The sequence below is a fragment of the Paenibacillus turicensis genome (assembly GCF_050461185.1).
In the GTDB taxonomy this organism is placed as follows: domain Bacteria; phylum Bacillota; class Bacilli; order Paenibacillales; family Paenibacillaceae; genus Fontibacillus; species Fontibacillus turicensis_A.
Window position 1 is genome coordinate 1,472,363 of record NZ_JBCMOR010000005.1, and the last position, 13,173, is coordinate 1,485,535.

13 protein-coding genes are annotated in these 13,173 nt (G+C 38.3%); 3 read left to right on the forward strand and 10 right to left on the reverse strand.

Features of this window, described 5'->3' with window-relative positions; all coding sequences use genetic code 11:
- Nucleotides 1-150 precede the first annotated feature (150 nt).
- The 4 genes from ABE099_RS09090 to ABE099_RS09105 all read right to left on the reverse strand — a co-directional run bounded on the left by ABE099_RS09090 (nt 151) and on the right by ABE099_RS09105 (nt 3,976).
- Nucleotides 151-1,404, reverse strand: a complete 1,254-nt coding sequence (locus tag ABE099_RS09090) for an aspartate kinase (protein WP_430029512.1) — start codon at nt 1,402-1,404, stop codon at nt 151-153.
- A gap of 160 nt (nt 1,405-1,564) precedes the next feature.
- Complete coding sequence (efp, locus tag ABE099_RS09095) at nt 1,565-2,122, reverse strand: elongation factor P (RefSeq protein WP_210090214.1); 558 nt, start codon at nt 2,120-2,122, stop codon at nt 1,565-1,567.
- A gap of 58 nt (nt 2,123-2,180) precedes the next feature.
- Complete coding sequence (locus ABE099_RS09100) at nt 2,181-3,257, reverse strand: M24 family metallopeptidase (RefSeq protein WP_430029514.1); 1,077 nt, start codon at nt 3,255-3,257, stop codon at nt 2,181-2,183.
- 140 nt (nt 3,258-3,397) lie between these two features.
- Complete coding sequence (locus ABE099_RS09105; RefSeq protein WP_430029516.1) at nt 3,398-3,976, reverse strand: YqhR family membrane protein; 579 nt, start codon at nt 3,974-3,976, stop codon at nt 3,398-3,400.
- 158 nt (nt 3,977-4,134) lie between these two features.
- On the opposite strand from ABE099_RS09105, the gene ABE099_RS09110 reads away from it, so the two are divergent.
- On the forward strand, nt 4,135-5,139 hold the full coding sequence (locus ABE099_RS09110; protein ID WP_430029518.1) for a DUF1385 domain-containing protein: 1,005 nt from the start codon (nt 4,135-4,137) through the stop codon (nt 5,137-5,139).
- Between the two features lie 7 nt (nt 5,140-5,146).
- Complete coding sequence (locus ABE099_RS09115; RefSeq protein ID WP_210090211.1) at nt 5,147-5,467, forward strand: hypothetical protein; 321 nt, start codon at nt 5,147-5,149, stop codon at nt 5,465-5,467.
- A gap of 66 nt (nt 5,468-5,533) precedes the next feature.
- Here ABE099_RS09115 and ABE099_RS09120 read toward each other — a convergent pair whose 3' ends face one another.
- The 6 genes from ABE099_RS09120 to ABE099_RS09145 form a co-directional block, all read right to left on the reverse strand.
- Nucleotides 5,534-6,505, reverse strand: a complete 972-nt coding sequence (locus tag ABE099_RS09120) for a patatin-like phospholipase family protein (protein ID WP_430029520.1) — start codon at nt 6,503-6,505, stop codon at nt 5,534-5,536.
- A gap of 82 nt (nt 6,506-6,587) precedes the next feature.
- Nucleotides 6,588-8,219: a family 10 glycosylhydrolase gene (locus tag ABE099_RS09125; RefSeq protein ID WP_430029523.1), complete on the reverse strand. Its 1,632-nt coding sequence runs from the start codon at nt 8,217-8,219 to the stop codon at nt 6,588-6,590.
- Between the two features lie 162 nt (nt 8,220-8,381).
- Nucleotides 8,382-8,807, reverse strand: a complete 426-nt coding sequence (mntR, locus tag ABE099_RS09130; protein ID WP_210090208.1) for a transcriptional regulator MntR — start codon at nt 8,805-8,807, stop codon at nt 8,382-8,384.
- A gap of 227 nt (nt 8,808-9,034) precedes the next feature.
- The gene (locus tag ABE099_RS09135) at nt 9,035-9,838 is read right to left on the reverse strand and encodes a metal ABC transporter permease (RefSeq protein ID WP_430029525.1); all 804 of its coding nucleotides are present in this window, start codon (nt 9,836-9,838) and stop codon (nt 9,035-9,037) included.
- Between the two features lie 71 nt (nt 9,839-9,909).
- Nucleotides 9,910-10,659 carry a metal ABC transporter ATP-binding protein gene (locus ABE099_RS09140; RefSeq protein WP_430030557.1) on the reverse strand — a complete coding sequence of 250 codons (750 nt, stop codon included), beginning with the start codon at nt 10,657-10,659 and terminating at the stop codon, nt 9,910-9,912.
- An 84-nt stretch (nt 10,660-10,743) separates the two neighbouring features.
- Nucleotides 10,744-11,805 carry a metal ABC transporter solute-binding protein, Zn/Mn family gene (locus ABE099_RS09145; RefSeq protein ID WP_430029528.1) on the reverse strand — a complete coding sequence of 354 codons (1,062 nt, stop codon included), beginning with the start codon at nt 11,803-11,805 and terminating at the stop codon, nt 10,744-10,746.
- A gap of 258 nt (nt 11,806-12,063) precedes the next feature.
- Between ABE099_RS09145 and ABE099_RS09150 the strand changes: the two genes are divergently transcribed.
- A complete protein-coding gene (locus tag ABE099_RS09150) occupies nt 12,064-12,873 on the forward strand; it encodes an undecaprenyl-diphosphate phosphatase (RefSeq protein WP_430029530.1) in 810 nt (269 codons plus the stop codon).
- Nucleotides 12,874-13,173: the final 300 nt, after the last annotated feature.

Here is a 13,173-nt window from a genome sequence, read left to right on the forward strand (position 1 = left end):
AAGAACCCTCTGTTTCGTAGCTTCCATCTCCATTATTGCAACCATAATTTTATTTAGAGCTACACTTTTCAAAAGAATATCTGTTAATGAAATCGTAAGAACCTTCTGTGTGAGCGCCTTTATCTCTTTAACTATAATTCACCAGTCTAACTAACGGCGATCCTTAGGCCCACCAACATATGCCTCACTCTCTGAATCCAATCCATAAGCCGTATGAAGTGCAATAACAACCTCGTTTAGTTTATCACTTTCAATAACACAGGATGTTTTAATTTCAGAAGTACTCACCATCTTAATATTAACGCCTTGCTTGGAGATGACATCAAACATTTGTGCAGCCACACCTGGATGACTAATCATGCCTGCACCAACGATGGAAACTTTGACCAAATCCTCTTCAGAAGTCACTTCGCTAAAATTAACCTCTGATGCAATACCTTGGATCACTTCAAGTGCCTTTTTGCGGTCGGATAGCGTGGTCGTAAAGGAGAAGTCAGCTTTACCTTCCAAGTCTCCACTTTGTACAATAATGTCTACGTTGATGTCCGCTTCTGCAAGAGAGCCAAACACCTTGGCAAGTACGCCCGGAACATGGGAAACCCCCAAAATGCTAATTCGAGCTACATTTTTATCATATGCAATCCCACTAACAACAACGCCTTGCTCCATACTAACTTCCTCCTTCACAACAGTACCTTCATTATGATTAAAGCTCGATCTTACGACGAGACAGACCTGATGATGCTTCGCATACTCCACAGCACGTGGATGAAGCACAGCCGCACCTAGATGGGCAAGCTCTAGCATTTCATCATAAGAAATCTCCTTGAGCTTACGTGCATGCTGAACCATACGTGGATCTGTAGAATATATGCCATCTACATCTGTATAAATTTCGCAGAAGTCAGCCGAAATTGCAGCAGCTAGTGCAACAGCAGTTGTATCTGAGCCACCACGGCCAAACGTTGTAATTTCTCCATCCTCCGTCATGCCTTGGAAGCCGGCAACGATAACGATGTTACCACCTTCAAGTGCTGATACAACGCGAGTTGGCACAATATCTGTAATCCGTGCCTTGCCATGAACTGGCTCTGTACGAAAGCCTGCTTGCCAACCTGTATAGGAAACGCATTGACGTCCAAGAGCACCAATTGCGATGGATAGTAAAGACATTGAAATTTGCTCGCCTGTCGTCATCAGCATATCCATTTCACGCGCCATTGGCTCTGCGTTCAGTAGTTTTGCTTGATCAATTAAATCATCTGTCGTATCTCCCATAGCAGATACAACAACAACAACCTGATGTCCTTCATCTTGTTTTTCAACAATACGTTCTGCTACTCGTTTCATCCGCTCTATAGTACCTACTGAGCTACCACCAAACTTCATAACATATAAAGCCAAGTTAGACCCTCCTAATCATCATTGCCCAATACAAATATACGCTTAGTTAAGTAACGCTTTAAACTAGTATAATACGAAAGCATGAACCTGTGTTAATCATTTTCAAAAAAAATTCCTCCATCCGCAAAAGATGGAGGAGGATGACCAAAGCTTTTACTTCCTATGCACGAGAAACGTATTTGCCTTCACGTGTATCAATAATAAGCACATCACCTTCATTAATAAACAAAGGAACCTGTACGTTTAAGCCTGTTTCTACTTTAGCATTTTTAGTTGCACCCGTTGCTGTATTTCCTTTAATACCTGGTTCTGTTTCAACAACTGCCAATTCAACACTGTTAGGAAGGTTAATACCAAGAATTTCGCCTTGATAGCTAACAATTTTAACATTCATATTTTCTTTTAAGAAATTAAGCTCCCATTTTAATTGGTCCGCGCTTAATTCAAATTGATCATAAGTTTCGTTATCCATAAATGCATGTTGAGAACCACTTGCATACAAGTATTGTACCTCACGGTTTTCAATTATTGCACGTCCAATCGTTTCACCTGCACGGAAAGTTTTTTCCACGGTGTTACCATTACGAAGGTTTTTTAATTTAGAGCGAACAAATGCCGCACCTTTACCTGGTTTTACGTGTTGGAAATCAAGAACTGTAAAAATATCACCATCTACTTCTACTGTTAAACCTGTTTTAAAATCATTAACTGAAATCAATAAGAGAACCTCCCTGAAATAATTTAACCAACATATGTTATTAGATTAACTATTGTTGTTATTTAATAATTGTAAATTCTTTACTCGATTCGGTTAGTCTACGCATTCCTGACTCGGTGATGACAACATCATCTTCAATCCGCACGCCACCAAAACCTGGAATATAAATTCCTGGTTCCACAGTAACAACCATACCAGGCTCTAAAATGGTATCACTCAGCTTAGACAATCTTGGTGCTTCATGAACTTCCATTCCGAGTCCATGACCCGTACTATGACCAAATTGATCTCCATAGCCATAACGACTAATAATATCTCTGCATAGTGCATCCGCTTCACGACCAGTCATCCCTGGACGTAGTTGATCTAGTGCATGTAGTTGGGCCTCCAGCACAATGTCATAGATTTCACGATGTTTAGCGGTTGGTTCTCCCATCACGACAGTTCTCGTAATATCAGAACAATATCCGTTCATCATCAACGCACCAAAATCCATTTTCACAAACTCATTGCTTCCAATGACACGTTCACTTGCTACACCATGTGGCAACGCAGAGCGTTCACCTGACGCAACAATCGTATCAAAGGAACTTGATGCTGCGCCGTTTTTACGCATGAAGATTTCCATCTCAAGTGCCATCTCAAGCTCTGTTACGCCTGGCTTTAATACCGTTAGCATATGCATAAAGGTCTGATCCGCAAGGTCTGCCGCTTGTTTCATCAAAGCAAGCTCCTGCTCATCCTTAAACATACGTAACTCTTCTACTAAACCAGAGACAGGTTGTAGCTTGACTGGGGCAAGCTCTTCTTCATAGCTACGGAAGGTTGCATAAACTACATGATCTTGTTCAAATGCAAGTTTGTCAATTTTGTTATCATTTAGTAACTGTTTAACCGTATCAATCACATTGGCAGCATGCTCAACAATTTCAAAGCCTGATGCCTGATGAGCAGCCTGTACCATATAACGGAAGTCAGTAATCAAATATGCTTTATGACCTGTAATTAAGACATAACCTGAGCTTCCCGTAAATCCCGTCAAATATCGGCGGTTCACCTCTCCAGTGATCAAAACAGCTTCTAGCCCTTGCTTTTCAAGCAATTTGCGAAGCTGGACAACACGAGTGTTCGCCATCATTGTACGCTCCTTAACTTTATCATTCTTATCTCAATTTTCCGAGAATTAGCCAAAAGTAATTTTAACATACAAGCAAGTCACTTGAGAAGCTTTTTGTCTAGGGAGAAGCTTTTTGTCCTCAATTTCAGACTGCTCCTTTATTGTAAGGAGGGCTTTTTAGGCTCCCTTTTCCGTTCATCCGTAAATTCAACTGCTGCTGTATAACCAATAAATAACCCCCACATCAAATACAAGCAAAATTCTACTACCATCGTATTGATCGATAGTTGTTTAAAAGGAGGCGTCATCCCCGTCATTGGGCCTGCAAGCAGAAAAATAATACACCACCATAACACGCCATATAACATGCCTGGTAAAGGTCCTTTTAATTTACGAAACAAAAAGACATAAATCATTGTAGCCACAATCGAAAACAGCGTAAAAAATCCCCAGCCTGTGAAATGACCTGGTGTGGATAGTAAAAAGGAGTGCTTAAAAAAAGATTCGACCAAATAACCCGGTACTAACGTTGTAAAGCTCATGTAGTAAAAAAAACCTTTAACAGCCCCCCAGATTAGCCCTGCAAAAAAACCTATATTTAATGAAAACAAAAAGAGATTTGTGTTATTTTTTTCCTGATTTTTAGTATCATTTTTTTTACCCTTCTCTTCCTTCTTCTCCTTCGTATCTGTTGTAGAGTCTTGATTTTGTTGACTTTGTTCTATATTTTCATTCATGTCTCTCATCCTTTCACTGACGTTCACCAAACTTTGGCTTAATATGAAATTAGTATGACCAATTCAAAAAAGACTAACCAAACTAGAATTTGACTCTAAAGTTCGTTACAATAGACTCATAAGTGGAAGTAATCTTTTATTAGGGAAGGTGAAGTGTTTTGCCTCAAGAAATAAGGCCTAATATTTATGGTGGCCAAGCAGTGATGGAAGGCGTTATGTTTGGTGGCAAACATGTTAATGTAACTGCCGTTCGTCGTAAAAGCGGAGAAATTACATTTTTAGAAGTTCCAAAAAATGATAAGCCATGGGTACAAAAGCTTCGTAAAATCCCATTAATACGTGGCATAGTAAGTATCATTGATTCCAGCGCCAAAGGTTCAAAGCATTTAAACTACTCTGCTGAGGCAATGGCTGAGGATGAGACGACACCTGAGGAATTTGCTAAACAAAAGGAAAAAGAGGATTCTAAGCTTTCTTTGACCATGATCGTTGGTGTTGCGATTGTTGGTATTCTTTCCTTTATAATGGGTAAAATTATTTTTACATTAGTGCCCGCTGTACTGGAGCAATATTTATTTCAGCACGCATTTCAAGGTTACGTTTTGCATACCTTAGTTGAAGGCATTATAAAAATCTTTTTATTGCTAATCTATTTATGGGCAATTTCCCAAACACCTGTCGTCAAGCGCCTATTTCAATACCATGGTGCTGAGCACAAGGTAATTAGTGCTTATGAAGCGGGTGAGGAGTTAACACCTGCAAATGTACAAAAATATAGCCGCCTTCATTATCGTTGCGGTAGTAGCTTTATTATTTTAACGGTCATTGTTGGTGTCATCATTTATTCCTTATTTACATGGGATAATGTATGGGAACGCATGTACATTCGTTTATTATTATTACCTGTAGTCATTGGAGTTTCCTTTGAATTACTTAGATTTACGAATTCAGTTCGTGACATTCCTGTACTTCGATTTCTTGGCTACCCAGGTCTATGGTTACAGCTTCTTACAACAAAAGAGCCTAACGATGAGCAGGTTGAAGTGTCCATTGCCTCTTTTAATCGGATGAGAGAAGTAGATGAAATGATTGAGAAAGGATTAGTTGGACAACGTGCAAGCTCTTCATTAGAGCATTCTTCTTTGGACCCTGTGAAAGGATGAGACAAGCATGAGAAAAGGGCGTATCATATTTTGGACTGCAATTAGCCTTGCAGCTATAGGTTTACTTAGCACTTTTATTGATAAAAACGGGATCAATTGGATGCGTTTGCTACCTCCCCTTATCGTAATTGGTGGAGTGTGGCTACTGTATAAATTTCCTCCTAATAAATTTAAACAGCGCAAGACGCCTAAAGTGAAGCCTTCTGCTCGTACCATGGCTAAAGTTGCAAATCAATCCCGGCCTTCTGGAGACAGACGCAAACACTATCCTTTTCAGGTAATTGAAGGACAAAAAGGTAAGGATGGAGACCATCCTAAATATCATTAACACAAAAATCATGACGTGATGTTAAAATAAAAATGATGCTGGAGTGCAACCTCTCAGCATCATTTTTTATTTTCTTCTTTCCTTCTGAAACTTCATAAATTGCTCCTCATAAAACTTCGTATTCCATTCTTCAAAGAAGTTTTCACCTGCGATAATTCCGGACTCATACAATAGCAAGCTTTCTTCTTGATCAATATCAAATTGAGTTGTGCTCACTCCTAACGTAGGAATTTTAATTGTACGATAACGATTATATTGCTCAATATAACGTTCATCATGAGCAGACAACATCGTTTCCACAATCGCTTGTAGCATACTAAATGGACCTTTAATAATATGAGGTTGGTTACTATTTTTACCGACCATTTGAAAGCCAACTGTAGGTATCATTTTCCCTGAACCTTTGATATCCCCATCTTGATCAAACAACCATAATGGAAAATTGCTAAGCAAACCACCATCAACGACGTATAAAAACTGGGATGAAAAAGATTTCCCTTTCGTATACTTTAAAGGCAATCGCAAACGTACAGGATCAAAAAAATAAGGAATGCTACAACTCATTCTTACGGCTCTAGCCACTTCAAATGTTTCCGTATTCATGCCAAATCGCTTTAAATCATCGGGAAGCACCAAAATTCTTCCATTTGTAATATCTGAAGCAATAATTCGCAGCTTTCCCTTCTCTAAATCTCCAAATGTACGAATCCCTTTCGCTTTTAACGTTTGCCGAATCCATTCCTCCAACGCTTCCCCTGAATATAAACCTGACTTTATTAATACACGTAGAGCAGGACCAATCACAGATGTATTAAAAATTGGTGATCTCTTCAAAAAGGTAGTGAATGACGTCATTAATATAATTTCCTTCATTTCTTCAGCGGTATATCCTGCAGCGATTAAAGCCGCAACAATCGAACCAGAGGATGTACCTGCGACACGGTGGAATTCAAATCCAAACTTTTCAGCAGAATGCACTGCACCAGCTAAAGAAATGCCTTTAACGCCTCCACCTTCAAACACGCCATTGATGAGCATAAATTAAACAGCCCCCATCTACACATAGAAGTCTTTACTCTTATGTATGAGAATGGGGGCTGTACCTATTCGCTTTTCTTATTTATTTACTTTCATAATAAGATTGTAACAACGGAAGAAGTCCTAGCGTATTTCTCATTAAATCTTTTGCACTAAAAAATACACTACCTTTAACCTCAGTCAATCGTTCATTATAATACAACTCATTAATAATTTCTTGAGCTGTGTTCCAACCAATCTCAGGTGTACCCAGCTTATAGGCGGCATGACCAATATACAGCTTCACATTGGTTCCCTTCACTTGATCTGCCCACCAATTCGTGATTACATCATAACGAACCTCACTACGTGATAAGCTCCAATAAACTTGAGGGATCACATAATCAATCCACTCATTTTTAATCCATGCACGTACATCTGCATACGTGCTATCGTAAGCCGACATGCCTGCTTTTGTATCAGAGCCAAGTGGGTCGCTTGCCTTGTTGCGCCATACACCAAATGGGCTCACACCATAAGAAACCGAAGGTTTTACAGCATGAATTTTTTGTCCAAGCTGCTGCACAAACGTACTGATGTTATCTCTACGCCAATCTCCCTTATTTCTTATATTTTTATCATTATACATGGCATAGGTGTTATCATCCCCAAACGTATTACTTTTTGTTTCCCCTGACGGATAAAAGTAATCGTCCATATGCACACCATCAATATTATAGTTATTAACGACTTCCATCACTGCATCTATAATATGTTGTCTTGCTTCAGGAATACCTGGATTAATATAAGACTTGCCACTATATTTTACAATCCACTCTGGATGTGTGTTTACAACATGATTACTAGCTAACTTACTAGTATCACTTCCTGTGCTTGCTCTAAAAGGGTTAAACCAAGCATGAAACTCCATCCCACGCTTATGAGTCTCATCAATAATAAATTGTAACGGATCATAACCAGGTGCTTTCCCAGATGTACCTGTTAACACATTTGACCAAGGTACGATGGATGAAGGATAAATGCTGTCTGCCGAAGGTCTAACTTGAACAAACACTGTATTTATACCACTTTGAGCTAGCTTGTCTAGTAATGCGATATATTCATTTTTTTGCTTCTCTTCATTTCCGCTAGCAGCTTGGCTAGGCCAATCAATATTAAAGACTGTGGAAATCCATACGCCTCGCACACCTACTTCACTTACCGGCTTAACTCCTGACACAGTAGCTGGAGGTTTGGCTTGACTTCCATTTCCACTATTGTTTTGTCCATTATTTCCTCCTACATTAGAGGTGAGCGTAATTATTTTATCATTTCCATTCCATGCCACTTCAAGACCCAACTCTTCACTTACAAAACGAAGCGGAAGCATCGTACGGCCATTTACAAATTCAACTGTTACATCCAAAGCAACTTCTTTTCCATTCACCAATGCCGTTTTAGCCCCAGGTGTTAACACAATCGTATTACTATCCTTTTGTATCGTAATATTTTTGTTCGTAGGGGTAATTGTTGCACCAATTCCCTCAGAGATGACACGTGCAGGCACCATCGTTATTTTCTCTGCTGGCTTAATATAAGGAGCTGTATCACTTACTAACAATTTGCCATCCAAAAAGATTTGAATCACTTTATTTGAGCTTGCTTGCGCTGTTGCTGCAACTTGCCACACCATAATAAAGGCTAGCAAGGGCACCAACCATTTTTTTACTCTCATCTTTTTCCTCCGTTCCTAAAGTTATGCTATATATAGTAAACGCTTGTCACCCACCAAGAGTTGCGCTTTTGCTAACAAAAATATAGAATCCCCTCAAAAATAAAGCTTTCATCAGTAAATAGAAAAAAAGCACCTGCCCAAAAAGTAGCAGATGCTTTACCTTTATGATTCAGCCAAAATCTCTTCGTGTACACGCTCAAGATCTTGAACTCTTGTCTGATCACGCTTAAAGTATTCAACAAGTGTAGAAATACGAGTAATAGAATCCCAGCTCAGATGGTGCTCAATGCCTTCTACATCTTTATAAATATTTTGTTCATTTACACCAATCATCTCTAAAAACTCTTCAAGTAGCTGATGTCGATCCACAAGTCGCTTACCAATCTTCTTCCCCTTGTTTGTTAACACCAACCCTCGATATTTCTCATAAATCAAATATTCATCCTTGTCCAATTTCTGAATCATCTTCGTAACGGATGAAGGATGAACTTCCAAGCCCTCCGCAATATCGGAGACTCTCGCGTATCCTTTCTCATCAATGAGCTTATAGATACGCTCCAAATAATCCTCCATACTAGGCGTTGGCATACTTCGACAACCTCTTTTCCATGAGTTAACAATACCTTTTGCTGTAAGGCTAGCTTCAGTTAGCTTTACACAATCTATTTTAATGATACATGTTTAACTCGTCCGTTGGCAAGTGCAGATGTGCACAAACGTCCGATACAAACAAAGAAAGAGCCTACATCTGGTTCTGTAGGCTTCACTATCCTATTCAATTTAACAACTCTAACACTATTTTTAGCTGATTTTCTTTAAATACGCAAACTACGTTTTCCTACTAAAGTCAGTATAAGCATACAAATGAGTAATAATACAATCGTTGCACCTGGAGCTAAATTTAAAATTCCCGCTACAAGTAAACCTGCTACTACTGCAATTTCTGAAATGATAACTGAAAAAATAACCGAGCTTCTGAAGCTTCTAGCAATAAGTAAGCTACATGCTGCAGGAATGGTTAGCAATGCAGAAACTAACAACGCCCCTACAAATTTAATTGCGGTACTAATAACAAAAGCAGTCATCACTGTAATAAGCATATTTAAAAATTTTACAGGGAGTCCACTTACCGCCGCCGCATCCTCCTCAAAGGATAATAGAAATAATTCCTTGAAAAATATAGATATGACAGCGACCACTAACAAAGTAACAACGCCAACTACATACAGGTCTGTATTTTCAAGTGTGTAGATACTACCAAATAGATAACTATTTATATCGGTATTGATTCCGTTATTTAACGTAAAAAACAAAGAGGCTAATGCAACACCACCTGACATAATGACAGCAATAGATAATTCCGCATAACCTTTATAAGCCTTCCTTAGCTTCTCAATTGCAAATGAAGCAATAATAGCAAATATTAAACCTGCTGCGATTGGATACATTCCAATTAGTAAACCTAAGCCCACACCTGCAATCGTTACGTGAGCGAGAGTATCACCAATCATCGATAATCTTCTTAATACAAGGAAAATACCAATCAAAGGAGCCGTCAATCCAATTAATATCCCACCTGCTAGCGCGCGTTGAAAAAATTCCGCTGTTAAAATTTCCACTCCCTACATCTCCCTCAATCCTTGATCCAACCACTCTCTATAAACAGCTATTTCAGATGGCTATCCCAACTTTACTCAATTGAATGCTGTAAATCAGGCATTAAACAATCTTGTTCATGTGAATGTCTAACATGGAAGCGAATCGCTCCACACTTGTCTACAGGCTCTTGACCTAAATAATCCTCCACCATATCAATATCATGTGAAACCATTAAAAAGGTCATATTGTGATGCTTATGCATGTGAAAAATGAGTTCAAAGAAATCATGTTGTGTCTCTGCATCAATCCCTACTGTTGGCTCATCTAAAATGAGCAATTCAGGGTGATTAATTAACGCTCTTGCCAAAAAAACTCGTTGTTGCTGTCCCCCTGATAATTGACCAATGCGCTTATTCGCAATGTCTGTAATCGACATTACCTCCATCGCATCTTGGCATTTCTTCTGTTCCACCGAATTAATTCTTCTAAACAATTTCTTGTTATTGTATAACCCTGATAACACTACTTCCCGAACGGTAGCTGGGAATAAAGGATTAAAGTTGTTTTTCTGCGGTACATAGCCTATCCGTTCCCAGTCCCGAAACTTTTGAATCGGCTGACCAAACAGCTTAATATTCCCTTCCGTTGGACGAAGCAACCCCACCATCATTTTTAACAAAGTGGTTTTACCGGCACCATTAGAACCAATCACGCCTACAAAATCTCTCTTTTTAACTGCAAAGCTAAAATCAGAAATTACCTTTTGATCCTGATAAGAGAAATATATATTTTGCAATTCAATGACATGATCATGATCTTCACAATACACCTCTGAAGCCATGTCTTTTATTTTCATCATCGTTACCCTTCCATCTATAACTTTCTGTAACTCACTAAACTACTATAGCTTACGTATATATATTTCTTAATTTAGCGCTAATAACAGGTTTTCCAAGTTTTTTTCCATCAAAGTATAATAATTTTCTCCTGCCTTCTCCTGTTCAGTCGTTAAGCCTTCAACTGGATTTAAAACTAAAGTCTGCACGCCTGATTCAGCCGCTAACATTTTTGCCAGCTTATCAGATACCAATTCTTCAAAAAAGATATACTTAATTTGCTTTTCTTTCACTAGCTTCGATAAAGCTACAATATCTTGTGCTTTTGGTTCTGACTCTGGGGATAATCCCATAATAGCATGTTGCGTAAAGCCATAATCACGTGCTAAGTATCCAAAGGCTTGATGAGAGACAACAATTTCCTTCTTACTTGTTTTAGATAAAGCCTCTCTATACTTTTGGTCTAATTGTGTTAGCTTCTCTTTTACCTGCTCAAAACGTTTCTCATAATTAGCTTGATGCTTAGCATCTACTTCAATATAGGCATTTTTAATATTTTCTGCAATTGTAATTGCTGATTTAGGACTAATCCAAGTATGAGGGTCACTATGCTCATCTCCATGACCATGGTCATTTTCAGCCCCATGTTCTTCTGCATGCTCATGTCCTTGTTCAGCATGATTTTCACTATGTTCCTTTTCATGATCATGATTTGCGTCATGGCTGTCTTGATGGCTGTTATTGCCCCCATGATTATGTCCATCATCTTCATTCGTATAAATAAGTGAAATCCCCTTGCTTAACTCAATTGTTTTTACCGTGGATTTAGAGTCTATCCCTTTAAGGAAATTAGGAACCCATGATTCGAGTCCTGCACCATTGTATAAAAACAACTGAGCTTTCGAGGTATTTAAAATATCCTGACTACGTGGTGTCCAATCATGCGGTTCAACTCCAGTAGGCAATAAGTTCATAACATGAGCATCTTCTCCGCCAATTTCATTTGCAAAAAAATAAATAGGATAAAAGCTAGTTACAACATTCACTTTATTCGGATCGATATTTTCATTTGCCTTCGTTCCACAACCCGCTAAAACTAAAATAAATGACATCAGTATTACAAATGATAGTTTTTTATGTTTAAACAACATCATTAATCTCCTTTTAATCGTAATTATTACATTTAGAATTATAGAATTAATGTTTTACTTATGTCAATCTATTTTAGTGACAAAAATGTAAGTTCATTAAACTTTATGTAAGGAAAATAACAGGATTATCGCTATACCATGGTATAAACTAAGTACATTGGCTAGTAAAATTAATTTGTATTTTTGACAAATGCTAGTTTTACAGCTTAACATAGATAAGTCCAGTTCAAGAATCAAAAATGAGAGGAGAGAAACAAATTGGACATCCTGGAGTTATTAAAATACGCATTTCTAGGGTTAATACAAGGTTTAACAGAACCTATTCCCGTGTCTTCAAGCGCTCACCTAATTATAATGGAAAAGATTTTTGGCATGCATATTGAAGGTCTAAGCTTTGAGGTATTAGTAAATACCGCTTCATTGATTTCTATCGTCTGGATTTATCGTAAAGATTTAATGGAGTTGATTGTATCGTTTTTTAGATACATAGCTAAGCAAGAGGCACGTGACCTCCCCCATTTTAAAATGGGTATATATCTCATCATTGCCACAATTCCGGCGGGCATACTTGGTACATTATTCAAGGATAAAATTGGAGAAATTTTCAAAGGAATGACTACGATTGGCGTCGCATTGCTTCTTACAGCATTAGCCCTTTGGATCATTCGTAATTTACGGGGTAAAAAGGGTGATAAGGATTTATCATTACGAGATACTTTAATTGTTGGCTTTACTCAAGCCATTGCATTAATCCCCGGCATTAGCCGCTCTGGATCAACGATTGTCGCAGCGATGTTGCTTGGCTGGAAGCAAGAAACAGCACTTAAATTTTCATTCTTTTTATACATTCCTGTAAGCTTAGGCGGTATGGTCCTCACTATAGGTGATCTAGCCAAAGATCCGCAAATTAATCAACTTATGTTGCCTTATGCGGCCGCATTTATTTGCTCACTCATCGCAACTTACTTCTCATTGAAGTGGTTTATGAACATTATGGCGCGTGGCAATCTAAAAGTATTTTCGTACTATTGTATATTGCTTGCTTTAACTGTTTTATTGTTTTTATAATTGATTGATTACATTAAATTATTGCTGTAGCTAAAGAAAGAGGCTACGGTGCAGAGGGTTGTTTCATTCACTGTTAAAGTCCGATTGTCTGAATATTTGTAGGTTAGGTTACAATCGGACTTTAAAGGCTCATTCCACAATCCCTCTGCACCTTCGCTTCTTTTCCGCTTACATGGAGAAATAATTTAAGAGCAACCAAGCAATTATATTTTGGTTTCATGTTCAATTGTAAAAATTAAGGATCACTCCACATGACTGAAGTCAATCTCCAGTTCATGCAGAGTGATCCTTTTTATGTCC

Coding starts and splice junctions, on each gene's coding strand:
- ABE099_RS09105 (WP_430029516.1), bottom strand. CDS start 3,976: ATGAATGAAAATATAGAACAAAGTCAACAAAATCAAGACTCTACAACA.
- ABE099_RS09125 (WP_430029523.1), bottom strand. CDS start 8,219: ATGAGAGTAAAAAAATGGTTGGTGCCCTTGCTAGCCTTTATTATGGTG.
- ABE099_RS09100 (WP_430029514.1), bottom strand. CDS start 3,257: ATGGCGAACACTCGTGTTGTCCAGCTTCGCAAATTGCTTGAAAAGCAA.
- ABE099_RS09115 (WP_210090211.1), top strand. CDS start 5,147: ATGAGAAAAGGGCGTATCATATTTTGGACTGCAATTAGCCTTGCAGCT.
- mntR (WP_210090208.1), bottom strand. CDS start 8,807: ATGCCAACGCCTAGTATGGAGGATTATTTGGAGCGTATCTATAAGCTC.
- ABE099_RS09145 (WP_430029528.1), bottom strand. CDS start 11,805: ATGTTGTTTAAACATAAAAAACTATCATTTGTAATACTGATGTCATTT.
- ABE099_RS09140 (WP_430030557.1), bottom strand. CDS start 10,659: ATGGCTTCAGAGGTGTATTGTGAAGATCATGATCATGTCATTGAATTG.
- ABE099_RS09120 (WP_430029520.1), bottom strand. CDS start 6,505: ATGCTCATCAATGGCGTGTTTGAAGGTGGAGGCGTTAAAGGCATTTCT.